General features: G+C 50.9%; 23 protein-coding genes. 15 read left to right on the top strand and 8 right to left on the bottom strand.

Features of this window, described 5'->3' with window-relative positions; all coding sequences use genetic code 11:
- Positions 1-105: 105 nt before the first annotated feature.
- Both RIC19_RS14700 and RIC19_RS14695 read left to right on the top strand, forming a co-directional pair.
- On the top strand, positions 106-1,209 hold the full coding sequence (locus RIC19_RS14700; RefSeq protein ID WP_350179089.1) for a M42 family metallopeptidase: 1,104 nt from the start codon (positions 106-108) through the stop codon (positions 1,207-1,209).
- A gap of 27 nt (positions 1,210-1,236) precedes the next feature.
- Positions 1,237-1,389, top strand: coding sequence for a hypothetical protein (locus RIC19_RS14695; RefSeq protein ID WP_350179088.1), 153 nt, complete (start codon positions 1,237-1,239; stop codon positions 1,387-1,389).
- Between the two features lie 197 nt (positions 1,390-1,586).
- Here RIC19_RS14695 and RIC19_RS14690 read toward each other — a convergent pair whose 3' ends face one another.
- From RIC19_RS14690 to RIC19_RS14680, 3 genes are all read right to left on the bottom strand, one after another.
- Positions 1,587-2,297, bottom strand: a complete 711-nt coding sequence (locus RIC19_RS14690) for an NUDIX hydrolase (protein WP_350179087.1) — start codon at positions 2,295-2,297, stop codon at positions 1,587-1,589.
- A 45-nt stretch (positions 2,298-2,342) separates the two neighbouring features.
- The gene (locus RIC19_RS14685; RefSeq protein WP_350179086.1) at positions 2,343-3,122 is read right to left on the bottom strand and encodes a uroporphyrinogen-III synthase; all 780 of its coding nucleotides are present in this window, start codon (positions 3,120-3,122) and stop codon (positions 2,343-2,345) included.
- 107 nt (positions 3,123-3,229) lie between these two features.
- Positions 3,230-4,183: a DUF4271 domain-containing protein gene (locus RIC19_RS14680; RefSeq protein ID WP_350179085.1), complete on the bottom strand. Its 954-nt coding sequence runs from the start codon at positions 4,181-4,183 to the stop codon at positions 3,230-3,232.
- Between the two features lie 103 nt (positions 4,184-4,286).
- Between RIC19_RS14680 and RIC19_RS14675 the strand changes: the two genes are divergently transcribed.
- Together RIC19_RS14675 and RIC19_RS14670 are read left to right on the top strand one after the other, a co-directional pair.
- Positions 4,287-5,645 carry a sensor histidine kinase gene (locus RIC19_RS14675; protein WP_350179084.1) on the top strand — a complete coding sequence of 453 codons (1,359 nt, stop codon included), beginning with the start codon at positions 4,287-4,289 and terminating at the stop codon, positions 5,643-5,645.
- Between the two features lie 18 nt (positions 5,646-5,663).
- Positions 5,664-6,356: a response regulator transcription factor gene (locus tag RIC19_RS14670; protein ID WP_350179083.1), complete on the top strand. Its 693-nt coding sequence runs from the start codon at positions 5,664-5,666 to the stop codon at positions 6,354-6,356.
- A 153-nt stretch (positions 6,357-6,509) separates the two neighbouring features.
- Here RIC19_RS14670 and RIC19_RS14665 read toward each other — a convergent pair whose 3' ends face one another.
- Complete coding sequence (locus RIC19_RS14665; protein ID WP_350179082.1) at positions 6,510-8,069, bottom strand: outer membrane protein; 1,560 nt, start codon at positions 8,067-8,069, stop codon at positions 6,510-6,512.
- Positions 8,070-8,075: 6 nt separating this feature from the next.
- Positions 8,076-8,624 (bottom strand): RNA polymerase sigma factor, encoded by a 549-nt coding sequence (locus RIC19_RS14660; protein ID WP_350179081.1) that lies wholly within the window; start codon positions 8,622-8,624, stop codon positions 8,076-8,078.
- 297 nt (positions 8,625-8,921) lie between these two features.
- On the opposite strand from RIC19_RS14660, the gene RIC19_RS14655 reads away from it, so the two are divergent.
- On the top strand, positions 8,922-11,531 hold the full coding sequence (locus RIC19_RS14655; protein ID WP_350179080.1) for a DNA gyrase/topoisomerase IV subunit A: 2,610 nt from the start codon (positions 8,922-8,924) through the stop codon (positions 11,529-11,531).
- Positions 11,532-11,536: 5 nt separating this feature from the next.
- Here the strand turns inward: RIC19_RS14655 and RIC19_RS14650 are convergent, their stop codons facing one another.
- Positions 11,537-12,214, bottom strand: coding sequence for a TetR/AcrR family transcriptional regulator (locus RIC19_RS14650; protein ID WP_350179079.1), 678 nt, complete (start codon positions 12,212-12,214; stop codon positions 11,537-11,539).
- A gap of 362 nt (positions 12,215-12,576) precedes the next feature.
- Here RIC19_RS14650 and rlmD point away from each other — a divergent pair, with 362 nt between their 5' ends.
- The 6 genes from rlmD (at position 12,577) to rfbA (ending at position 18,081) form a co-directional block, all read left to right on the top strand.
- On the top strand, positions 12,577-13,983 hold the full coding sequence (rlmD, locus tag RIC19_RS14645; RefSeq protein ID WP_350179078.1) for a 23S rRNA (uracil(1939)-C(5))-methyltransferase RlmD: 1,407 nt from the start codon (positions 12,577-12,579) through the stop codon (positions 13,981-13,983).
- Between the two features lie 11 nt (positions 13,984-13,994).
- A complete protein-coding gene (locus tag RIC19_RS14640; protein WP_350179077.1) occupies positions 13,995-14,354 on the top strand; it encodes a hypothetical protein in 360 nt (119 codons plus the stop codon).
- Positions 14,355-14,364: 10 nt separating this feature from the next.
- Positions 14,365-16,305 carry a hybrid sensor histidine kinase/response regulator gene (locus RIC19_RS14635; RefSeq protein WP_350179076.1) on the top strand — a complete coding sequence of 647 codons (1,941 nt, stop codon included), beginning with the start codon at positions 14,365-14,367 and terminating at the stop codon, positions 16,303-16,305.
- A gap of 27 nt (positions 16,306-16,332) precedes the next feature.
- A complete protein-coding gene (locus RIC19_RS14630; RefSeq protein WP_350179075.1) occupies positions 16,333-16,683 on the top strand; it encodes a hypothetical protein in 351 nt (116 codons plus the stop codon).
- 44 nt (positions 16,684-16,727) lie between these two features.
- A complete protein-coding gene (locus RIC19_RS14625) occupies positions 16,728-17,108 on the top strand; it encodes a response regulator (protein WP_350179074.1) in 381 nt (126 codons plus the stop codon).
- Between the two features lie 100 nt (positions 17,109-17,208).
- On the top strand, positions 17,209-18,081 hold the full coding sequence (gene rfbA / locus RIC19_RS14620; RefSeq protein ID WP_350179073.1) for a glucose-1-phosphate thymidylyltransferase RfbA: 873 nt from the start codon (positions 17,209-17,211) through the stop codon (positions 18,079-18,081).
- On the opposite strand, the gene RIC19_RS14615 is transcribed toward rfbA, so the two are convergent.
- Positions 18,053-19,147 (bottom strand): glycosyl transferase family 28, encoded by a 1,095-nt coding sequence (locus RIC19_RS14615; protein WP_350179072.1) that lies wholly within the window; start codon positions 19,145-19,147, stop codon positions 18,053-18,055. The genes rfbA and RIC19_RS14615 overlap by 29 nt on opposite strands.
- Positions 19,148-19,198: 51 nt before the next feature.
- On the opposite strand from RIC19_RS14615, the gene RIC19_RS14610 reads away from it, so the two are divergent.
- The 4 genes from RIC19_RS14610 (at position 19,199) to bcp (ending at position 21,508) form a co-directional block, all read left to right on the top strand.
- A complete protein-coding gene (locus RIC19_RS14610) occupies positions 19,199-19,339 on the top strand; it encodes a hypothetical protein (protein WP_350179071.1) in 141 nt (46 codons plus the stop codon).
- A gap of 2 nt (positions 19,340-19,341) precedes the next feature.
- Entirely contained in the window at positions 19,342-19,839 is a 498-nt protein-coding gene (locus RIC19_RS14605) for a thioredoxin family protein (protein WP_350179070.1), read from the top strand.
- Complete coding sequence (locus RIC19_RS14600; RefSeq protein ID WP_350179069.1) at positions 19,836-20,978, top strand: vWA domain-containing protein; 1,143 nt, start codon at positions 19,836-19,838, stop codon at positions 20,976-20,978. Before RIC19_RS14605 ends, RIC19_RS14600 begins: the two co-directional genes overlap by 4 nt.
- Before the next feature lie 65 nt (positions 20,979-21,043).
- Positions 21,044-21,508, top strand: coding sequence for a thioredoxin-dependent thiol peroxidase (gene bcp, locus RIC19_RS14595; protein ID WP_350179068.1), 465 nt, complete (start codon positions 21,044-21,046; stop codon positions 21,506-21,508).
- Between the two features lie 86 nt (positions 21,509-21,594).
- Here the strand turns inward: bcp and RIC19_RS14590 are convergent, their stop codons facing one another.
- On the bottom strand, positions 21,595-22,521 hold the full coding sequence (locus tag RIC19_RS14590) for a PfkB family carbohydrate kinase (RefSeq protein WP_350179067.1): 927 nt from the start codon (positions 22,519-22,521) through the stop codon (positions 21,595-21,597).
- Positions 22,522-22,969: the final 448 nt, after the last annotated feature.

Here is a 22,969-nt window from a genome sequence, read left to right as displayed (position 1 = left end):
TCCTTTATTTTCGCAGCATATTCTAATCTAAGGGTCGATTAAAAGAACACCCTCATCATTGGGCCAATTCTTTAATCGTTCTTAAACGACTTTAAATCCGCTTATATGATCAACGTCGAGCTGCTCAAGAAAATATGCGAAACCCCCGGCGCGCCAGGGCACGAACAGCGTATCCGTTCGTACATTCTGTCTGAAGTAACCCCACTGGTTGACCGGGTAGAGGTAGACGCCATGGGTAATGTAGTGGCGATCCGGAAAGGGCAGCAGGACAAGAAGGTCATGGTAGCTGCACATATGGACGAGATCGGGTTTATGGTCACGCATATTGATGAAGACGGGTTCATCCGCTTCCATACACTGGGTGGCTTCGACCCCAAGACCCTTACCTCACAGCGGGTGATCGTGCACGGGCGTAAGGACCTCATTGGTGTTATGGGGAGCAAGCCCATCCACCTGATGAAGCCGGAAGAGCGCAACAAGCAGCTGCCGATCAGCGAGTACTACATTGACCTGGGCCTGCCCCGGGAAGAGGTGCAAAAGTACGTAGCCATTGGTGACCCGATTACCCGGGAACGGGAGCTCATCGAAATGGGCGATTGCATCAACAGCAAATCTATGGATAACCGGGTATCGGTTTTCATTTTGCTCGAAACGCTGCGTGCCCTGAAAGATCAGTCTGTGCCTTACGATATTTACGGCGTCTTCACCGTACAGGAAGAGGTGGGGCTGCGTGGCGCTATTTCTTCTGCTCACCTGATCGACCCGGATTTTGGCTTTGGTCTGGATGTGACCATCGCCTTTGATGTGCCCGGTGCGCAATCGCATGAGTACGTAACGAGCCTGGGCAAGGGTGCCGCCATTAAGATTATGGACGGCATGACCATTTGCGACTACCGCATGGTCAATTTCATGAAGCAAACCGCCGATGGGCACGATATCCCCTGGCAACCGGAGGTCCTGCCGGCGGGTGGTACGGATACGGCCGGGATTCAACGTTATGGCAAGAAAGGGGCGATTGCAGGAGCCATTTCCATCCCTCTCCGCAATATGCACCAAACCATCGAAATGGCCAACAAGTCCGACATTAAGCACTGCATTGACCTGCTTACGCATTGCCTGATGGAGCTGCATCAGTACGACTGGAGCTTCGAGAATGTGGACGGCAACCGCTCCAAGCCGGCAGCGGGCGACAGCTATGACTTTCTTTAATCCGTTATGAGGGCAAAGCAAATCTTTATGGGTACCGTCATTCTCGGGGTGGGCATCTATTTCGGGTCCAAGTACATAGATACGGTGGAGCGGCTTTTCGATGATGCGGCTTCCGGGTTTTTTGTTATCCTCATCCTTGTGCTACTAGGCCTGATGATTTATCGGGTGTTGTCCAATTAGTAACCCATGGCGGAAATCATTGACCTCAGTCAGGAGATTTATTCGGGTATGCCCGTGTTACAGGAGGTTGCCACCGGTGCACATTGAGCCCTACGCCACCCATGAAGAATGGGCAGGGGAAAAAGACCCCAAAACACAAACGCCAGCGGTCAACCGATTAGATATGGGGGAGCATACCGGTACCCACGTTGATGCCATCAGGATGACACCAGCCCTGTCCGTTCAGCTACTGCCAGCAACTCACTGACCATCATAGCCGTAGCGCCCCACAGGATTTTGCCCTCCACATCAAAGTAAGGTACGCCTTTGAGTGTAATATTGGTCGCCAGTTGCAGATTGGTTTTTCGGCGGGTGGCAGGTTGGGCCAAGTGCCTAAAGGGAACCTCCAGGATTTCACTCACTTCTTCTGTATCGGGTACAAAAGCCGGACGGCTCGTAGCGAAGCCTACATAGGGGTGCACTTGAAAATTGCTTACCGGTATATACAGCTCCGTCAGCTTGCCCAAGACTTCAATTGTATCAACGGGAACCCCCACTTCTTCCTCGGTTTCCCGCAGTGCTGTTTCCTCCAAAGAGGCATCCGAGTCTTCAAACTTCCCGCCCGGAAAGCTGATCTGCCCTGCGTGCCGGTCTTGCCCGTGGTGGGGCTGCCGTTCGATAAACACAAGGTGCCAGTCTGATTGATAAGGATAGAACAAGGCCAATACCCCAGCCTGACGGGCACCGGGAGGTGCCTGAACGGACTGCTGCCGTACAACGTGCGCCATACGATACTGTGCCGCCTGCCCTGGCAGAGGCTCCTTGAGCTGATCTGCAATAGCTTGAATAAATGAATGCTGCATACCCAGTAAACTCTGAAGCGTACTGAATAGTTGCACAACGCAACAGCCCCAAAGTGCTATGCGCATTTTGGGGCTGTTTGCAGATTATTGCAAGCTTAGGCAGTGTACCTACTACAAGTCTTTATTGGCCTTCTCCAGGTACTTTTCCAGCGCTGTAGCCATAGAAGTGATGCCCGGAGCAGGCACTTTGATATTGATGGTCAGCCCCTGCTTTTCTACCTCTTTACTAGTAGAATTGCCAAAGATGGCCATTCGGGTATCGTTCTGCTTGAAGTCCGGGAAGTTCTCGTAAAGTGATTTAATGCCCAGCGGGCTAAAGAATACGAGCACATCGTAGGTGACATTACTAAGGTCGGACAGATCGCTGCTCACCGTTTGGTACATCATCGCGTCCTGCCAGTCAAATTTGTTTTCCTTCAAATAAGAACTTACCTGCTTCGCTCCGAGATTAGAGCAAGGCAAAAGGAATTTTTCTTTTTTATGCTTTTTCAAAGCCGGCGCAAGGTCCTGAATGGTGCGTTTGCCTACAAACACTTTCCGCTTCCGGTACACGATAAACTTCTGCAAGTAGTTCGCAATCGCTTCAGAAAGGCAGAAGTATTTCATATCCTGAGAGACCTTGATACGGGACTCTTCGCAAACCCGGAAGTAATGGTCTATCGCGTTCTTGCTGGTCAAGATAACAGCAGTATACTCGTCAGGCTTAATCTTGGATTTGCGGAACTCCCTTGCGGATACCTCTTCTACGTGGATGAACGGGCGCCAGTCAATGGTCAGTCCATATTTCTGTTCTAAGTCGTAGTAAGGAGATCGCTCCGGCTTCGGCTGGGATATCAGGATGGTTTTTACCGGCTTGTAAGTCTCTTCTTTTACTTTGCCATTTGCTGCCATGCAACAACAATTTTTGGGTTTTTTGCCCCTGTGCGTTTACCCGGCCAATCGGTTGGCCTCTCAAGCAAGCTGGAACACAGTTCCTGATCTTAATCTACAGGTCTTTCCTAAGTCTCGATTAACAACTTGACCAAGATCAGGATAGGAGCTATTTCAACGGTGCAAATATACAACAAAAAGTGAAACTTATGAAAAGAGACAAAGCGGCCCACCGAAAACAAGCTCCGTAAAAACATAAATAAATAGACGCCGGCTATGACTGTTAAAAGCAAATACAACAGCGGCATTTTCATAGTCTGCGGGCCGTAGGCAAAAAGACCGTTCCCTATTATCAGGAAAACACCCAAAATCAGGTTAAAAACAACCAGGGTCATATTGTAGATGCGCACCTCCTTTTCTACGGGAAAGACCAGGCGGATAAAAGTAAGCAGCAGGTGTTTGCCAAGCCAAAATAGCGCAACGCCAAACATACAAAACAGGAGGCTGCGCAAGGGCGAATCGGTAACCGGTACCTTAAAGTACTCGGTGAGCAAAAAGACAAAAAAACCGGCTGACACCATATATAACCCATAAAACAAATAATACGGCAATCCACCCCCACCTTCCCGCTCCCGCTGCAACTGATTGAGCAGGTTGTCATTCAGAAAAGCCCGGTAAGCGCGCCCAAGTTGAGCCCGGAACAGCGTGATCAATATGGTAAGTAGCAGCAGACCCGCTACCATAGTGATAAACACCACCCGGTTATAACGGCTGTCAATAGTCACAACAGGCTTGGAGGAAAAGCCCGCATCGGGTGGCGGCAGTATCCGCTCCGAAGAGGTTTCATTGGGCTGGGCAGGCATGATATCGAAAGGGTTGCCCGTTACGGGCGTGGTGCCCAATAGAGTATCTGCCTTGGCCTTGGCCGACAAACGGGGCGTAAGGTCGAAAGGATTAGCCTGTGCGGCTGCCGGGCTTACGGCAAACACAAGCAGTACGCCGGTTAGCATACAGAAAAGTGATATGGAGGCTATTCTTTTCACGGGCTGTACAAATGTAGCGTACTGACCCGAATAATCCATAGCTTTTGCAGTTCTTTGGTTTTTTTGTTAAAGAGCTGTTAAGCATTTCACAATCCCCCTGCGGACTGGTAAATTGTAAAAACTTTTAGCTTAGAGCTCTTTTATGAAGAATAGTTTGATTTTCCGGGTCATCCTCTTAGGTGCGATTGCCATTGCGGGCATTATCGGCATGCAGGCTTATTGGGTTATCAATACCTGGAATATCAATGAGGAAGATTTTAGCAAAAAGGCAAGCCTTGCCCTCTACCGCACAGCTTGTGGCCTGGCCGACCTGAGCGGGGGCGACCTGCCACCCCGCAATATTGTCAATCAGCGGACGACCAACTCCTACGTCGTTAATATTGATAGTGAAATTGACGACGAGCACCTGGAGTATTTCCTGCAAAAGGAGTTCGAACGCCTCGCCCTTTACGTCGATTTTGAGTATGCGGTGTACGACTGTACGACCAACGAGATGATGTACGGCAACTACTGCAGCTTCAACCCCGGTAAGCAACCTGATCTCACCGAACTCGGGCACTTGCCCAAAGATGACAAGTTCACCTATTACTTTAGCGTCAAGTTCCCGAACCGGTCCGGCTATCTGCTGGGCAAGATGCAGCTCTCCATTTTCTTTTCAGCCATCCTCCTGATTGTACTGGTGTTTTTTGCCTACTCCATGTACATCATGCTGCGCCAAAAGCGCCTCTCCGAACTGCAAAAGGACTTCATCAACAATATGACGCATGAGTTCAAGACACCGATTTCTACTATAAAAATCTCAGCGGATGTCTTTCAAAGTGCGCCGGAAGTACAAGCCAATCAGCGGCTGATGCGCTATGCCAACATCATTCTTGAACAAAATAAACGCCTCAACAGTCAGGTGGAGAAAGTGCTGCAGCTGGCCCGCATTGAGCAGGGCAACTTTGAGCTCAAAATCGAGCGGTTTTCTGTTCCGGAAGCACTCAATGCCATCGTCAACAGCACTGCTGTACAGGTCGAAAAACAAGGCGGTACGCTTGAGAGCGACATCCGGCTTGAGGAGGTTTTCATAGAGGCAGACCGCCTGCATTTTACCAATATTCTGCACAACCTGCTGGACAACGCCATTAAGTACTGCTGCGAACGGCCGGAGGTCCGGTTGTATGCCTTTTCCTCAGAGCAGCACATCAACATTCAGATTGAAGACAGGGGCGTGGGGATTTCCAAAGAGCACCTTAGCCGGATTTTCAGTAAATTTTACCGCGTCCCTACAGGTAATGTGCATAAGGTTAAAGGCTTTGGGCTCGGGTTGTATTATGTCAAAAGCATTTGCGATGCTCAGGGCTGGCAGCTCAATATTGAAAGTACGCCCGGCGAAGGCACAAACGTATCCTTGCAAATCCCGATTCTTCAACCGGGCTTCAAAAGCTGGTGGCACCAGCTGCGCACCTTTTTTTCCACTCACTTTCGCCGGGCCTCGACCCGGCTCACGAGCGCCTGAACACGCTAAAATCAACTCATGAAAGCACACCTGCTATACGTTGAAGACGACGAGAGCCTGAGTTTCGTAACCCGCGACAACCTGGAGCTGCAAGGCTATCAAATCACGCACTGTGCGACTGGAAAGGAGGCCATACAAATCATAGAACAAAAAAAACTTGATATCAACCTCTATATCCTTGATGTGATGCTGCCGGATATTGATGGGTTCACCATCGCCCGCCGCATCCGGGAGCAGGATACACATACGCCTATCCTCTTCCTGACCGCCAAGTCCCTCAAGGAAGACCGCCTCAAAGGGCTCCGCCTCGGAGCAGATGACTACATCACCAAGCCTTTTAGCATTGAAGAGCTCATGCTGAAAGTGGAAATCTTTCTGCGCCGCAGCCAGATCCCGTTCCCGGATGCCCCTTCAGCCTATACGCTTGGGCAGTTCCGCTTTGACTACCAAAATCTATTGTTAAAGGGCAAGGGGGAGCCCCGGCAGCTGACGCAAAAGGAGGCCGATCTGCTCAAGCTTTTTGCGGAGCAGCGCAATCAGGTCGTTCGCCGCTCCGATATCCTCAAACAGCTCTGGGGCGAAGATGACTACTTCCTGGGCCGAAGCCTCGATGTGTTCATCTCGCGCTTACGTAAATACCTGCGTAGTGATGAGCGGCTGAAAATTGAAAACATCCACGGCGTGGGTTTCCGGCTGAAGGAAGGGGAGTAGGATGGGCATTGCCTTTATGGCTTTAGGAAATCAAACCCGGATTAATTCCAACAGCTTGGCACTGCTTACGTTTGCCAAGACACTGAAGCCCAAATAGTTATCCGTTGATTTCATGGTTCATGGGCTGTCTGCTTAAATTTAGCGGAAGTAAACTTATCTTAGGCGCACACGGGTACCAAACAAGACAGACAATGAATTGATCCGGTCGTTATTCGGGCCCAGGCCATTCTCACTTTTGAAGTAATGGATAGAATGCTGATAGACCGGCTGTACGAAGAGGCTCCAGCGGTCTGAGAAGTAGCGTTCTGCACCAAATCCAAAATTAAAAGAAAGGTAGGCATTGTCTTCAAAACTGCCGCTTTCAAACCAGCCCTTGCCATTCCTGCGTATCCGGTCGATCTCTGACTCGCCGCCGCCATCTGTAACCAGTGGCAGTATTGCAGGCATGAAATCATACTGCGGAGCTTCCGCGGTGTAATAATTGGTTTGAAAAGCCACCTGTACGGAGCCGCCAGCCAGTACATAAGCCCGCCATTTATTGTGCTGAATGTAGTCGTACCGAAAGTGCAGCGGCACATTGAGGATGTTAAGCTCCGTGGTGCGCAGCTCATCTCCCCGAAGACCGGAAAGCAACCCGCCACGCACATATACGATGCCCACCGGGTAATAGCGTGCCGCGTAAATCGCCCCTAACGTTACCTCCAGCCGGCCAAAATCTGCGCTTAAGGAAAGCCCCCCCCCGTACCCCAGGGCCGCCCGCTCGAAACTTTCAGCCAAACGTTTTTCGGAGCTTGCAGGCACCACGATGTGGTTGTAGTCTGCACTGCCAAACATGCCCACAATTAACGTGGGGCCTTTTTTGATGCGCTCCACCTTTGCATCACCTAAATCCGTTGACGGATCGGTGAGGAGTTGCTGAAACGGTAGCCCGGGCAGCATAGCTGTTCTTGCAGGCGTGGGAAGTGCAGAAGCCAGTGTTTCCTTGTTTTTAATGAAGGAGACCGGTAATTTATGTACCGGTAAGACCTGTTCCGATTGCACCATACCCCGCCCGGCAGCGGCAGGCAGGAGCTCCAGGTAGGCCAAACTAGGTGCTGCCGAAGGAGAAGATGCCGGAAGGCTTTCAGCGGTAAGCTGTGGTGTGTCCCGACTTTCGGCTGAAGCAGCTCCAGCACCTGAGGCTTCACTAGAACTTGCTGTTCCGGAAGCAGTAGCGGAAGTGGGGCTATGACCTTTGGCAATTGAGCCGCTGATAGCACCTCCCTGCATAACCGCCTCACGCTCTGCATCTGATTGGGCCGTGGTCGCAGCCTTATTATAGCTATCCTGCTGCACGGGAGCCGACAACCCGGCGACAGGCGCGCCCAGTTTGGGCAAATATTGCCAGCAGGTAATAAATAGTAGGAGGAAGAGGGCCAGTTCCATAGACTTGTACCGGAGTACATACTGTGGCCAGGTAAACAACTCATTGAGCGTGGTTTCCATACGTGCCCAATGAGAAGGTTTATAAGGCACTTCAAACTGATGCATCTTACCAAAGATCACCTCATCCACCTCGCGTGGATCTGCTTTTGCAGGGCCGGCATCCAGTTCCTCTGCCGCATCCAGCCGCTCCTCGAAAGCTTCCCAATCCGGCATACCTGTATCTTGCCGGAGGTGGGTCATCTTCTGGCGGATCTGCTCATCAAACTGGTGATCTTCTGTTTTTTTCATATTGGTTTACAATCGTTCGCTCAGTATTTCTTTCAATTTCGACCGCGCTTTGACCAGATTAGACCTGGACGTGCTTTCAGTAATATCGAGTAATTCAGCAATCTCCTTATGGGCATAGCCTTCAATAACGTACAGGTTAAATACGGCCCGGTACGAAGGCGTAAGCCCCTGAATGGCCTCAAGAATTTCCTGCTCCGTGCACTGGCTGATGGCATCAGGATCATCAGTGCTGATATCATAAGCCTCGTCCATGTTCTCCGTACGGCGCCGGCTGTTTTTCCGAAAGTAGTCAATTGATGTATTGACCATAATACGCCGTATCCAGGCGGAAAGCGATGTACCAGGCTTATACTTGCCGATATGCCGGAAGACTTTGATAAAGCCTTCGTGCAGAATATCCAATGCTTCCTCTTCGTCGGTAGCATAGCGCAGGCATACGCCCATCATGCGGCTGTAGTATTCTTCGTACAGCACCTTCTGAGCCCAGCGTTCCCGGCGAACGCAGGCTTGGATAAAGCCTTTCTCGTCATTTTCTAAGGGCAAAGCGATATTCATGTATGTTCAATTAGCCCAAATTACCGCAATTCAGCAAAAGATACAACCGGGAAAGCGCAAGCGCTTTGTCTTTTCTGTGCTAAACCAAAGATCGTTGGCAATACGATGGCATAAAATAGTCTGCCGCTTTGCCTCAATAACGCCTGACGGGTGGAATTCGCTGCCTGCATAACTTTGCTGCATACGGTGCTACACGCCAATTGTTTTAATTATTATTTTTATAAAATTTTTTGTTTATTTTTTTGGCGGTATTTTTGTACTTTTGAGCGAAACACAGGCCCGAAGTAAGTTGAAATTATGAGTGAGACAGTTGAGCAGAACGGACAGGAAAATATCATCACCCTCAAGGGGATGTACGAAGATTACTTCCTGGACTACGCTTCCTATGTGATCCTGGAGCGCGCCGTACCTGGCATTATCGACGGACTGAAGCCCGTGCAGCGGCGGATTTTGCATGCTATGCGGGAGATGCACGATGGACGCTATCATAAGGTGGCGAATATTATCGGGCAGACCATGCAGTACCACCCGCACGGTGATGCTGCCATTGGTGACGCCCTGGTAAACCTGGGCCAAAAAGACCTGCTGATTGACCCTCAGGGCAACTGGGGGGATGTACGTACCGGCGACAGCGCGGCAGCAGCGCGTTATATCGAAGCCCGCCTGACCAAATTTGCACTGGAGGTCGCTTTCAATCCTCAAACAACGAATTGGCAGCTGAGCTACGACGGCCGAAAAAAGGAGCCCATCGGGCTGCCAATGAAATTCCCCATGCTACTGGCGCAAGGTACTGATGGCATTGCGGTGGGGCTTTCCACCAAAATCCTGCCACATAACTTCAACGAGCTGATCAAGGCTTCCATCAAGCTGCTGGAGGGCAAAAAAGTCAAGATTTACCCTGATTTTCAGACGGGCGGCATGATTGACGTCTCCGACTATAAAGGAGGTAAACGGGGCGGCCGGGTTAAAGTCCGGGCTAAGATCGAAGCGGTCGACAAAAGTACGCTTGCCGTTCGGGAACTCCCCTACGCCACTACCACGCAGTCCCTGATTGACAGTATCCTGAAGGCGAACGATAAAGGCAAGATAAAGATTAAGAAAGTTGTTGATAATACCGCGGAGCATGTGGAAGTCTTAGTGGAGCTGGGCAGCGGGGTATCCCCTGACCTCACCATAGACGCCCTCTATGCCTTCACGAATTGTGAAATCTCTATCTCGCCCAACGCCTGTGTCATTATTAAGGATAAGCCCCACTTCATGACGGTGGAGGAGATCCTCGACATTTGTACGCAGCAAACCAAAGCCTTGCTGAAGCTGGAACTGGAGATCCGCAAAGGCGAGCTGCTGGAAAAACTGCACTTTGCCAGCCTGGAGAAAATATTTATAGAACAACGCATTTACCGGGATATTGAGCAATGTGAAACCTGGGAAGCCGTGCTCGAAGCCGTAGACAGCGGCTTGCGTAAATACGTGCGCGTACCCGGAGAGCGGGCCAGGAAAAACGATGACCGCCTGGAGCTGCTCCGGGATATTTCGGAGGACGATTTGGTGCGCCTGACTGAAATCCGGATCAAGCGGATTTCCAAATACAATACCTTTAAGGCAGAGGAACAAATCAAGAAGCTCGAGGAAGAGCTCAAAGAGGTACAGCACCACCTCGACCACCTCAACGATTACGCCATTGCCTACTACGAAAACCTGCTGCAGAAACACGGTAAGGGCAAAGAGCGGCGCACTATCATTACCGCGTTCGAAAATATTGAAGCGACTGAGGTTGTTGCCAAAAATGCCAAACTGTACGTAGACCGCAAAGAAGGTTTCTTTGGTACCGGCCTGAAAAAGGACGAGTTTGTTTGTGAGTGCTCTGATATTGCAGATATCATTGTCTTCCGAAAAGATGGCAAATACCAAGTCTCCCGGATTGCCGACAAGGTATTCGCCGGCAAGGATATTATCCATATTGATGTCTGGAAGAAAGGCGACGACCGCACCACTTATAATGCCCTGTACGTAGATGGCAAAACCGGGCGGACTTTTGCCAAGCGGTTCCAGGTACAGTCCATTACGCGTGACCGCGAATACGATATGACGACGGGCGAAAACGGTTCTAAGCCGCTCTATTTCACCGCCAACCCCAATGGAGAGGCGGAAGTGGTCACGGTACAGCTCACACAGGGGAGCCGGGCCCGCAATAAAGTCTTTGACTACGACTTCAGCGAGCTTGATATCAAGGGGCGGAGCTCAAAGGGGAACACCGTGACCAAGTACACGGTGCGCAAAGTTTCCCTTAAGGAAGAAGGGCAGTCCACCCTGGGCGCCATCAAAATTTGGATGGACGAAGTCAGTGGCCGGCTCAATACCGATGAGCGTGGGCAGTTGCTGGGCGAGTTCAGCTCCGGCGACCAGATCTTCGCCATTTATAAGGAGGGCTCCTATGAGGTCCTGGAGCTTGACCTGAACAAAAAATTTGACCCGAAGGAAATCGTCTCCATCGGCAAATTTGACCCGGAGGCTGTTGTCAGTGCCGTTTACTTCGAAGGCGAGCGCGGCTGGTCCGTAGCGAAGCGGTTCCAGGTTGAAACCACTTCTACGAATCAGCGTTTCCCCTTCATTACAGAACATAAAAAAAGCAAGCTGTTGTTTGCGTCTCCGAAGCCGGGCGCTGCCATCCGCTATCAAATTAAAGATGGCAGCCAAAAGATTGACCAGGAACTGGATATCGAAGACTTCATCGATGTCAAAGGCTGGCGGGCGATGGGCAACAAAGTCGCTGATCAGCGCCTGTTGGCTGTGGAGCCTATGCAGCAGGAAACACAGTCTGAATCCAGCCCGGCAGAAAAACTGCAACCGGGGGACAGCATCGACTTTGATGTGGAAGACGACGGGCAGACGAAGATGTTCGACTAATGCGACTATCGGTCCAACAGACCGAACGCGAAGTCTTCCAGCAACTGCTCTACCTGGCTCAAATCGTCGTCCTTCACTTCTATGTCTGTAAGGGAAGGCAGGTGCTGGGCAAAATAAATATGGTTGTTGGCCATTTCCAGCAGCGTACTGGCCAGTGCCCGGGGGTAAGCGTAGGCCGGGTTAACCTCTACGATGATTTTCGCAATCCGTTTAGAAAGGCTTTTGTAGGTGATGAAAAAGCCCTCTTTGTTTTCTTCATCGACCTGCTTGGTATGGTAAGCCTTGGTGGCCTCCGCTACGACGATGCGGTGCAGGACATCTTCGTCTACAAACTCAATAGAGGTATTGCGGCGTGAAGTATCCACAATAGCGGAAATGGCAATGCTGAGCTTCCGCCGGGGGTCCTCAATATTCATGGTATTGTAATCAATGCGGAACTTCATCCATTCCCAATACCAGCACAGCAGGTAGACCAGCAACCGGTGCTTGTTCTCAAAATAGCGGTATACGGAAGCCTCAGTTGATTCGATCCGGTCGGCCAATTTTTTGAAGGTGAAGGCTTCAAACCCAATTTCATCGATCAGAATAATACTGTACTGAATAATTTTCTTACCCAGCTTCGTATCCTGCGGATTCTTGAGATACAACTTTTCGTTGAGCTGCATCTGTATCGAAATTGACATAGTGGTTGCGGTTATTGATGATTGGCTAAATAAAAAATATGCCCATTAGTTCACTATTGAGGCTGCTCTTCTTCCCGGCCGGCAGCTTTTATCCGCATCAATGTATAGCGGCGGCTGAACGACCGGCTTTCCCAAACAGCTCCGGATGAGCACCAATCTATTACAATAACAGCATTTTACTGCAAAGTGGTTGAATCTGTTATCGCAAACGCCATTTCCTGCGGGCCAATAACTTCATGCTGAGGCCACCAGTCCGCCCGCTGTTTCATACCGTTCTTACCCGCCAGCGTATCAAGTCTGTTGTCTTATTGATTAGGCACAGCGATTTTTGCCTACCTTTGCCCCCGAAAACCATGAAATCAATGGGCAGAAGAAAGAAGCCAAAAATTTATACTGATGTCCGTTTTACGGGCATTGCCGATAAGGGCCGATCCGTAGGCCGGGATGCCGAAGGAAGAGTCATCTTCGCAGATGGCGTTGCGCCAGGCGATGTGGCCGATGTGCTGGTCAAGCGCAAAAAGAAGGGCGTGCTCATGGGTACTGCTCAGGAGATCAAATCGTATTCCCCCGACCGGACAGAGCCGGTTTGTGCGCACTTCTGGCTGTGCGGTGGCTGTAAGTGGCAGCACCTCAGTTACGAGGCACAGGCCCGCGAAAAGGAAAAGGTGGTCCACGATGCACTGACCCGAATCGGCAAAGTCGAAGTGGAAGCCTTCCTGCCCATCCGTGCTGCCGAGCAAACGACCTTTTACCGCAACAAAATGGAGTTCTCGTTTTCTAATAAGCGCTGGCTGACGCGGGAGGAAATCGAGTCCGATATCTCCAATAAGGCAAATGTCCTGGGCTTTCACCGCTCGGGTGCTTTCGATAAAGTCATAGACATCGAGAAGTGCTGGCTGCAGCCCGACCCCTCCAATGCTTTGCGCAATGGTATTAAGGAAATTGCGCTGGAGCAAGGCCTGAGCTTTCACGATGCCCGGGAGCATGAGGGCTTTCTGCGGCAGGTGATGTTCCGCATCACCAGCGTAGGCGAGACCCTCGTACTCTTCAGCTTCCACAAAGACGACCCCAAACGTTATCAGCCGTTTATGGATGCTGTCATGGAGCGCTTCCCTCAAATCACCACGGTTGCCTACTGCATCAATACCAAGGTCAACGACTTCCTTTACGACCTGGACATGCACACCTACGCGGGCAAAGGTTATGTGGAAGAGCACCTGGGCAATGTGCGCTTCAAAGTCGGGCCAAAGTCCTTCTTTCAGACCAATACCTATCAGGCCAAAGTCCTGTACGATACTGTAGTTGAATTTGCAGCATTGAAAGGAACGGAGAACGTCTACGACCTCTATACCGGCATCGGGAGCATCGCGCTGTATGTGGCTCAGGCCTCCCGGCAGGTAGTAGGTATTGAGGAAATCCCGGAAGCGATAGCTGATGCGGAAGTCAATGCTCAGCTCAACGATATAGATAATGCCGTGTTCTACGCAGGAGATGTTAAGGATATCCTGACTTCAGCATTTGCAGAACGCCACGGGAAACCGGACTTGCTCATCACTGATCCACCCCGTGCAGGCATGCACCCTAAGGTCGTGGAGATGCTGCTTGAACTGGCTGCTCCACGCATGGTGTATGTCAGCTGTAACCCGGCCACACAGGCCCGCGACTTGCAACTGCTGAACGAGAAGTACCGGGTGGTAAAATCCCGGCCCGTAGACATGTTCCCCCACACTCATCATATCGAAAATGTAGCTTTACTGGAGCTACGTTAATTTGTGTTGTTATGAACAAAGAATTTATACACGCCAAAATAGAGCGCCTGGAAACCGAGCTCAAACCTTACCTGCCAACAATAGGGCAGGCCGCAGATACGATACTCGACCAGGACGTTTCTTCCTATCCTATTTTCATTATACATCAAATGGACTCCGTTGATATTGGCATCCCATTGCTCAGCCACGAAGCAGAAGACGGTCCCCCGTGGTCGGTCAATGCCAGTACACTGGAAGAACTGGCCACCAAGAAAGTCGTGGAGATGGCCAAGGTAGATGCCTTCCGGCAAGTGTACAAAGACCCAAGAGAAAACCTGTGCCTCTTTGTTCTTAGCGATCTAGGCGCTAACTTTATGTTTATTTCCCGTTAACGAAGAAAATATGGAAGGCAGTGCCAAAATCGAAAAGACTCATCAAATCCTTTTGATTGAGGATGATCCGGTTTTTGCACGCCTGGTCCAGGCCTACCTTTCGGATGTAGAGCTGCTCAGCTGTGCCATTACACCTGTCAGTAACCTCGCCGACGGGCAGGCCGAGCTTCAGCAAAAAAACAATCATTACGCTGCGGTCCTGCTTGATTTGAGCCTGCCCGACAGTCAGGGGTTCAGCACCCTGGAAACCCTGCTCTATCAGTTTCCCAAACTGAATGTCATTGTCATGACCGGGCAGAAGGACAAATCCCTAGGGGTAGAGGCTGTACAGGCAGGAGCACAGGACTTCCTGGTCAAAGGGGAATTTAATGAAGACGGGCTGGCGAAGTCGCTCCGGTTTTCCATAGAGCGGAGTAGTATTCTCAACCGCCTGGAAGAAACCCAGCAGATGGCCCGTATCGGGCACTGGGAGTGCAGCCCTAGTGAGCACTTTTTCTCTGGCTCAGAAGAACTTTACCGTATTTTCAGCCGCTCCTTTCAGCGCAAGCTCACCTGCGAAGACATCATGAAACCAGAAGGGCCTTTTTCCATTTTTATGAAGCTGCAAAACCAGGCACAACTGAATAAAAAAGCCCAAATTGACACCTGGGTACAGCCGGAAAATGGCGAGCCCCGGTTTGTGAGCATGATCTGTACGGCTTCTTTACTTTCCAATGGAAAAGCCTTCTACAATGGTATTATCCAGGATATCACCGAGCGCAAACAAGCCCAGGAGCTCAAAAAAGAGCGGGACGTAGCAGAGCAGGCGGCCAAAGTGCGCGAGCAGTTCATTGCCAGCATAAGCCATGAGATGCGAACCCCCATGAACGCCATTCTGGGAATGAGCAATTTGCTGACTGAAACGCCTCTGAATACAGAGCAATGTGAATATGTGGATGCCATAAAGCGGTCGTCCGACCTGCTTCTGAGCATCATTAGTGATATCCTTGAGATGTCTACCATTCAGCATAACAAAGTGGTCATTGCCCGGAAAGCCTTTAGCCTGGGCGAGCTGTTGTGCGGCCTCGTGAGTGTGTTGAAATACAAAGCCCGCGAGAAGGGGCTGAAGTTTGAATTAGACATCGCTCCGGAGATACCCGACACCTTTATTGGCGATGCACTGCGGCTCAATCAAATCATGTACAACCTGGTGGGCAATGCGATTAAGTTTACCGAAGAAGGCGAGGTAGTGCTCCGTGTGAGAAGTCACCAACGGGAGGCGAACCGGGCGAAACTGTTGTTTGAGGTGAGCGATACCGGCGTAGGTATTCCGGAAAACCAGCAAGACAAGATTTTCGAAACTTTTGTGCGGGTACCCATTGCTGATAAAATCTACGAAGGAACCGGCCTTGGCTTAAGTATCGCGAAGAACCTGGTAGAGCAGCAGGGTGGGAAGCTGCAAGTAGAAAGCGCGATTGGAGAAGGCTCCCGGTTTTTCTTTGAGCTGTGGCTGGAATATGCTCAGGTCCCGGGTGACCAACCGGCAGACCCACCGGCCAAGCCCTCAGACGATCTTGCTTTCCACCTCTTAATTGTGGAGGACCACAAAATGAATCAGATCGTAGCCCGGCGGACCATACAGAAGAAGTGGCCCAATGTCAGTGTCTGGGTGGCAGACAACGGCATGGAAGCCCTTAAAGTCCTGGACCAGGAGCACATAGACCTGGTGCTGATGGATATCCAAATGCCCGTATTGGATGGTTTCGAAACCCTGAAGGTCATTCGGAACCAGAAGCAGGAACCCATAGCCAGCCTACCAGTGTTAGCGATTACCGCTCATGCTAATATTGCACAGCAGTTGCAATTTCAACAGAGCGGCTTCAACGACTACGTTTTTAAGCCTTTCGAGCCCGAACAGTTATTCGCAGCCGTCGAACGTCAGCTCCATCAAATCTCAAAGAAACCAAGCTAGCTCAGTAGCACTAACCCAACCCAGCATATGCCATACCAATACCTAAACCTGGATTACCTGGAACTCATGGCCGGCGATGACGCTAACGACCGGCACCGACTGCTGGAAATGCTCAAAAAGGACCTGAACGCATATCCTACTCTAATGCAGCGTACTTTTGAGGCAAAGGAATGGGCCAAACTGGAGCGGCAAGCCCACTACTTCAAGTCTACCCTGCCATTCACCGGCTACAAGAAGCTGATCGAAATTCATAGATCGGTCTATGAACAAGTAAAGGAGAAGGGCAGCCGAAGTGAGATCGCTTTGTTGCTGGAACAGGTGCTACAGCACTGCAAAATCGTACTGGAAGAGGTGCAAAAGGAGCTGGACAAGGGATAAAAATGTTTTATTATCTTTGGTTCATACCTACCCAAAATGCTCCTATGAAAGACCTTAAAAAAATCCTCATTTGCGAAGACGAGGAAATCCTGCTTACCGCGCTCAAATTCCGATTGCAAAAACAAGGGTATGAACTCTTTTTGACGGCTGACGGTGCCGAAGCCGAAGCTGTCCTCAAGAAAGAAAGGCCAGATATGCTGATCACGGATATTGACGTCCCTAAGAAAAACGGCTTGGAACTGGTCAATTTTATCCGGCAGGACCTGGAATGGGACATCCCCATCATTATGATCGCACCGATGGAAGAAGGCGAAGAAATTCTAAAAGCCAAGAAAGCCGGTGCCACGGACTTTGTCACAAAGCCGTTCAAACCGGTGGAACTGGTCCTGAGGATTCGTTGTATCTTTCAAGCCATCGATCATTAGACTTGATGCGTCGGGTCAGTGCAGTGAGAAGGAAAGAGCCATCTTGACCCTGTAATGATCCCCGACGCATCAATTCTATTAAACAAATGAATAGAATACCATGAAAGGAATCATTCTGGCGGGCGGCCTTGGCACGAGGCTTTACCCCCTCACTATGGCGGTCAGCAAGCAGCTGATGCCCGTTTACGACAAGCCCATGATCTACTACCCGCTATCGACCCTGATGTCGGCCGGGATTAAGGACATTCTCATTATTTCCACGCCGCAGGATCTGCCTAATTTCCAAAAGCTACTTGGTGATGGTAGTGAATTGGGGTGTAATTTCTCCTACATCCCACAGCACGAGCCTAACGGGCTGGCACAGGCTTTCGTCTTGGGCGAATCCTTCATTGATGGCGATCCGGCAGCGCTGATCCTGGGTGATAATATTTTCTACGGGGCCGGCCTGGAGGAACTGCTCCGTAAAAGCAATGATCCTAAAGGTGGAGTGGTTTTCGCCTATTGGGTAGCTGACCCCGAGCGCTATGGCGTAGTCGAGTTTGATGAGAACGGTATTGCCATTTCCATCGAGGAAAAACCAGCAAAGCCTAAATCCAACTATGCCGTTCCTGGTCTTTATTTCTACGACAATCAGGTAGTGGACATTGCCAAAAACCTGGAACCAAGTGCCCGGGGCGAGTACGAAATCACCGATGTCAACAAGCATTACCTGAATAAAGGTGATCTTCATGTAGGCGTGCTGGGACGTGGTGTGGCCTGGTTAGATACCGGTACCCACAAGTCGCTCATGCAAGCCGGGCAGTTCATTGAAGTGATCGAAGACCGTCAGGGCCTTAAGATTGGATGTATTGAAGAAGTCGCTTACGAGCGGGGCTTCATTGATGCCGAACAGCTGGAGCGCCTGGGGAATAAATACCTCAAAAGTGGCTATGGCGAGTATTTGCTCAACCTGCTGAAACAACAGAAAGGTTAGCCAGGAAGCGCTGCAGGTTTTGCTGCAGTAAGCTACCGGAGTCCGGCGCGCTAAGCCCCCGGCTATGGCGTGCCTCCCGGATCCCCTCGCCTAGCTGCAAGCTACCTTGTTGCTGAACGGCAATACGCCCGTCGGCCAGAAGGCGTTGTGCCAGGTATTCCTGCTCGGTCTGTCCGGGCGTGGGAATGCACAATGCCTTTTTCCCCGCTGCCCCCCAGTCCATCAAACTGCTGTAGCCTGGCCGGCCGATGAGCACCGAAGCGCGGCAAATCTCTTCCCAGAGGCGCGCTCCTTTCAGATAAGAATGCACCTGTACGGACCCTACAGAATGAGCAGGGGCTGCAGTAGGTATACCACGCACCAACTTATGCTGCCCCGGCAATTGCCTGAGTTGAGCTAACAGCGCCTCCTCGAGGTGGGTGCGCTGTGGTTCTGGCCCGGAAAGGATAGACAGGCTATCGAGGGTCGGTCTGGAATCGGCTTCCGCCTTTCTCTCTGTAAAACGGGAGAGCCAGCCTACATAATACGTAGGCATACCAGCCAAAGGAGGGTGGCTGAGCCTGCCACTTAGCCCGTTGCCATCAGGCAGATCGGGCACCCAGCATTCCTGAAAGCGCTGTACAAAAACCTGCATCAGTCTGTTGGTGAGCAGCTGCAACCAGGGGTATGGCATAATGGGGCGCAGTTGGTGAGTAAGAAAAACGCTCGGCACCTTATCCGAGAAAACCCCAAAGCGATTATCCGAAATAATACCGCTCAGTTGCTGTTCGTCTATATAGCGTTGGATCATCCGGTGCTCCTGCCAGGCAACACGCGCCAGTTTAGGTGCCTGCACCGCTATATTGGCAACCATACTGCTATGCCGGTAGTGGATTGCATAAGCCGGCAAAGGGATGTACTCCAGGTCCGGCCGTTCTGCCTGCAGGAAAGCGCCCGCTGCACCCGCTGAGGCCAAGACCGGCTGTGCCCCAAGGGCCTGAAGCCTATCAGCAATGGGCAGGCTCCGGGCAGCATGGCCCAGCCCCCAGTCGAGGCAGGCAATGAGGATACGGGGCCGGTTGGGCATGGCTTTACCAGGGATTTTGACTAATTTGCAAAAGAACAATATCGTTATTCTATGCGCACTATTCTTAAAGTTGGCTTGCTTTTTACCAGCCTGTCACTGCTGTCTGGCTGCAAAGCCTACAACTGCGGCTGCCCGATGAGCAGTCAGCCTGCCGCGAAAAACATCTCCGCTCATCATCAATCTGTCCGTTAAGCATGAAGCCATATGCCATTTTATTACTCGCCCTGCTGGCCCTGTCAGGCTGCGCCGCTGAAGGGCAGGACGCAGAGCAGGAAGCCCCCGAAGCTACAGCTGAGGTCACCTGGCTGGAATTGTCTGATGCCCTGAAACAGCAACGACACCAACCCAAACCGATCTTCATAGACCTGTACACAGACTGGTGCCGCTGGTGCAAAGTGATGGACCAGAAGACCTTCTCAGACCCTGAAGTGACCGCCTATCTCGAAGAAAACTTCTACCCTGTCAAGTTCAATGCCGAAAAAGCACCGCCCATCAATATCAATGGGAAGACCTTCCAACTGGTCAGTACCGGCCGGAAGTCACTGCACAGTCTGGCTTACGCTTTGATGCAGGGAGAAATCAGCTATCCATCCTACGTTATTCTGGATGATAAGCAACAGACCATCAGCCGGTTCAAAGGCTTCCGCGATGCACAGGACTTTAAGGTAGAACTGGAAACGGCGCTGCAATGAATACTCCAATGATACAACGACAGACTTCGCTCTCGGCTAATGTCGTAGCGTTCTGCCGGTTCCTCCGGCAAAAGGGGTTTACCATCGGACCAGGGGAAGAGGCCGATGCGCTACGTGCAATGAGCACATTGGGCCCTTTTGATACCCCCGATCAATTGCAACTGTGCCTGCGTTCTGCTTTGGCACGTACCTACGCTCAACTCCGCATTTTTGATGAGCTCTACACACAGTACTGGCGGGAGCTGGAAAAGGCAGTAGACTCAAAAGTGAAACACGCCAGGGACAAAAAGGAGCAAAAGAGCCGGAAGTCAGGAACGCCCGGCCTGCAGTCCATCAAAAGCTGGCTACAGGGCAACACCACTACAGAAGAAGCAGAGATGGCGACCTACAGTACGCAGGAAGTCCTGAGCCGCAAGGACTTCTCTTTGCTTGCCGAGGAAGAACTCAGTGAAATGTCTGCGATGATACACCGGATTGCGCGCACGCTGGCCTTACGCGAAAGCCGAAGGCGAAAGGCGTCTAACAAACCCCTGCAACTTGACTTACGCAGAACATTACGGCAGAATATGAGGCGGGGAGGGGAACTACTGGAGTTGGCGCATTTTAAGCCCGCCCGGCATAAAAAGCAAATCGTCCTGCTTTGTGATGTCAGTAAATCGATGGATTTGTATAGCCGTTTTTTGCTCCAATTTGTATACGCTTTCCAATCAAACTACCGGCGCATCGAAGCTTTTGCGTTCAGCACACAGTTGTACCGAGTGACCCCTGCACTTCGGCAGCGCGATTTCAAATCAGCACTAGAAGAAGTCGCCGTTCAGGTCAGCGGGTGGTCGGGTGGGACCAAAATAGGAGCGAGCCTGCACCGGTTTTACAGCCGATACGGCAGCCGGCTGCTCAACCGGCAGACAGTTGTAATCATCATGAGCGACGGCTGGGACACCGGTGATACGGAGCAGCTCGAAAGCAGCATGCGCCGCATACACCGGAAAGCAGCCAAAGTGATCTGGCTCAACCCATTGGCAGGGAGCACCCGGTATGAGCCCAAAACTCAGGGCATGCAGGCAGCGATGCCGTTTATTGACATCTTTGCGCCCGGGCATAGTGTAGAAAGCCTTCGGCAGCTTTACCATCAGCTGTAAGAATGGGGTGAACCTAAGCCTGCTGCCTGTGTTCTAAAGGCATTGCAAATCAAAACACACCAATAATGACAACTTTGAAGGAAGGCGACAAAGCGCCGGATTTCACTGGCATCGACCAGAATGAAAACACCATTTCTCTTTCCGATTACAAAGGCAAAAAGCTGATTCTGTTTTTTTACCCTAAAGACAACACCCCGGGCTGTACGGCCGAAGCCTGTAATCTGCGGGACAACTTTGAGGGTCTCAAAACTAAAGGCTACGAGTTGCTTGGTGTGAGCCCCGATAGCGCTAAGAAGCACCAAAACTTCATCAAAAAGCACGATCTGCCTTTCCCACTGCTGGCGGATACGGAGAAAGAAGTACTGAATGCCTACGAAGTATGGGGCGAAAAGCAGTTCATGGGCAAGACCTACGATGGGGTACACCGTACTACCTTCATTATTGACGAGGAAGGCAAAATTGAGAAGGTTTTCAAAAAAGTGAAGACCAAAGCTCACACGGAGCAGATTTTGGAAGAAATGGAAGGGTAAACCTCTGTGTTTTCCTAAAAAAGGAAGCCCCTGCAGGCATTTGTTGCTTGCAGGGGCTTTGTATTACAGGCTCAGAACTACGCTGATTAGAGTTCAATATCAGCATCGAAGTTCACCAAGTCGACAAACCGGGCGATGCGCTTATTGATGGCTTTGTTGTTGAGCTCTTTCATCCGCTCGATACCAAACTTCTCTACGCAGAAAGAAGCCATAGCAGAACCGTAGATCACGGCACGCTTCATATTCTCGAAGGAGAGGTCGCCTGTACGGGCAATGTAGCCCATGAAGCCACCGGCGAAGGTATCACCTGCACCGGTTGGATCAAAGACCTCAGCAAGAGGCAATGCCGGGGCAAAGAACACTTTGCCGCCTTCAAATAGCAAGGCTCCGTGCTCCCCTTTTTTGATCACGAGGTGCTTGGGGCCCATGCCATGAATCACTTCGGCTGCCTTCACCAGGGAATGCTCGCCCGAAAGCTGTCTGGCTTCTTCGTCATTGATGATCAGGCCATCAATTTTTTTAAGGACCTGCAGCAGGCTTTCCATGGCCGTATCCATCCAGAAATTCATGGTATCTAAAGCGATAAACTTCGGCCGGTTGTTGAGTTGGTCAATAACCTCGGACTGTACGGATGGTGTCAGGTTGCCCAGCATCAGGAATTCCGCATCCTTGTAACTATCCGGGAGGACCGGCTTGAAGTCAGCCAATACGTTGAGCTGGGTATCAAGCGTATCCCGGTCATTCATGTTATCGTGGTACTTACCTGCCCAGAAGAAAGATTTTTCGCCTTTCTTCACTTGCAGGCCCTGCAGGTCTATACCTCTGGACGACATAAAGTCCAGCTCTGCCTGCGGGAAGTCATCTCCAATAACAGATACAATTTTGAGATGGTCGGTAAAATAAGAAGCGGCAAGCGTGATGTAGGTAGCGGCGCCCCCTACCACTTTTTCGGCTCGTCCAAAAGGTGTTTCGATGTCGTCAAAAGCTACGGTTCCAACGGCTAATAGGCTCATCTGAATTATTTTTAAAATTTTTCTGTTACAAAGATTGCACATTTATTTTAGATGGTATAACTTTGCACTCGCCTTTTGAAAGAAAGAGGATTTGTGTGTGAGTACAGACTTTGAAATTCACCAGATTTCAGCGTTCTATCGCATAATTGCCTCAGTAGCTCAGCTGGTTAGAGCGGTCCCGGTGTACCGGGATTAATCCGCAGGTCATAGATTCAAGTCCTGTTACCGCCAGCAAAAGAGCTTTGAAATAAAGTTGCCTCAGTAGCTCAGCTGGTTAGAGCGGTCCCGGTGTACCGGGATTAATCCGTAGGTCATAGGTTCAAGTCCTGTTACCGCCAGCAAAAGAGCTTTGAAATAAAGTTGCCTCAGTAGCTCAGCTGGTTAGAGCGGTCCCGGTGTACCGGGATTAATCCGTAGGTCATAGGTTCAAGTCCTGTTACCGCCAGCA

Source organism: Phaeodactylibacter sp., assembly GCF_040219495.1.
Taxonomy (GTDB): Bacteria; Bacteroidota; Bacteroidia; order Chitinophagales; family Saprospiraceae; genus Phaeodactylibacter.
The sequence above is the reverse complement of the archived record's forward strand: the minus strand, read 5'-3'. Positions and strand labels throughout refer to the sequence as shown.

Bases quoted from the DNA above. Each gene is read 5' to 3' on its own strand.
- RIC19_RS14700 (WP_350179089.1), top strand. From the start codon at position 106: ATGATCAACGTCGAGCTGCTCAAGAAAATATGCGAAACCCCCGGCGCG.
- RIC19_RS14695 (WP_350179088.1), top strand. From the start codon at position 1,237: ATGGGTACCGTCATTCTCGGGGTGGGCATCTATTTCGGGTCCAAGTAC.
- RIC19_RS14690 (WP_350179087.1), bottom strand. From the start codon at position 2,297: ATGCGCATAGCACTTTGGGGCTGTTGCGTTGTGCAACTATTCAGTACG.
- RIC19_RS14685 (WP_350179086.1), bottom strand. From the start codon at position 3,122: ATGGCAGCAAATGGCAAAGTAAAAGAAGAGACTTACAAGCCGGTAAAA.
- RIC19_RS14680 (WP_350179085.1), bottom strand. From the start codon at position 4,183: ATGGATTATTCGGGTCAGTACGCTACATTTGTACAGCCCGTGAAAAGA.
- RIC19_RS14675 (WP_350179084.1), top strand. From the start codon at position 4,287: ATGAAGAATAGTTTGATTTTCCGGGTCATCCTCTTAGGTGCGATTGCC.
- RIC19_RS14670 (WP_350179083.1), top strand. From the start codon at position 5,664: ATGAAAGCACACCTGCTATACGTTGAAGACGACGAGAGCCTGAGTTTC.
- RIC19_RS14665 (WP_350179082.1), bottom strand. From the start codon at position 8,069: ATGAAAAAAACAGAAGATCACCAGTTTGATGAGCAGATCCGCCAGAAG.
- RIC19_RS14660 (WP_350179081.1), bottom strand. From the start codon at position 8,624: ATGAATATCGCTTTGCCCTTAGAAAATGACGAGAAAGGCTTTATCCAA.
- RIC19_RS14655 (WP_350179080.1), top strand. From the start codon at position 8,922: ATGAGTGAGACAGTTGAGCAGAACGGACAGGAAAATATCATCACCCTC.
- RIC19_RS14650 (WP_350179079.1), bottom strand. From the start codon at position 12,214: ATGTCAATTTCGATACAGATGCAGCTCAACGAAAAGTTGTATCTCAAG.
- rlmD (WP_350179078.1), top strand. From the start codon at position 12,577: ATGGGCAGAAGAAAGAAGCCAAAAATTTATACTGATGTCCGTTTTACG.
- RIC19_RS14640 (WP_350179077.1), top strand. From the start codon at position 13,995: ATGAACAAAGAATTTATACACGCCAAAATAGAGCGCCTGGAAACCGAG.
- RIC19_RS14635 (WP_350179076.1), top strand. From the start codon at position 14,365: ATGGAAGGCAGTGCCAAAATCGAAAAGACTCATCAAATCCTTTTGATT.
- RIC19_RS14630 (WP_350179075.1), top strand. From the start codon at position 16,333: ATGCCATACCAATACCTAAACCTGGATTACCTGGAACTCATGGCCGGC.
- RIC19_RS14625 (WP_350179074.1), top strand. From the start codon at position 16,728: ATGAAAGACCTTAAAAAAATCCTCATTTGCGAAGACGAGGAAATCCTG.
- rfbA (WP_350179073.1), top strand. From the start codon at position 17,209: ATGAAAGGAATCATTCTGGCGGGCGGCCTTGGCACGAGGCTTTACCCC.
- RIC19_RS14615 (WP_350179072.1), bottom strand. From the start codon at position 19,147: ATGCCCAACCGGCCCCGTATCCTCATTGCCTGCCTCGACTGGGGGCTG.
- RIC19_RS14610 (WP_350179071.1), top strand. From the start codon at position 19,199: ATGCGCACTATTCTTAAAGTTGGCTTGCTTTTTACCAGCCTGTCACTG.
- RIC19_RS14605 (WP_350179070.1), top strand. From the start codon at position 19,342: ATGAAGCCATATGCCATTTTATTACTCGCCCTGCTGGCCCTGTCAGGC.
- RIC19_RS14600 (WP_350179069.1), top strand. From the start codon at position 19,836: ATGAATACTCCAATGATACAACGACAGACTTCGCTCTCGGCTAATGTC.
- bcp (WP_350179068.1), top strand. From the start codon at position 21,044: ATGACAACTTTGAAGGAAGGCGACAAAGCGCCGGATTTCACTGGCATC.
- RIC19_RS14590 (WP_350179067.1), bottom strand. From the start codon at position 22,521: ATGAGCCTATTAGCCGTTGGAACCGTAGCTTTTGACGACATCGAAACA.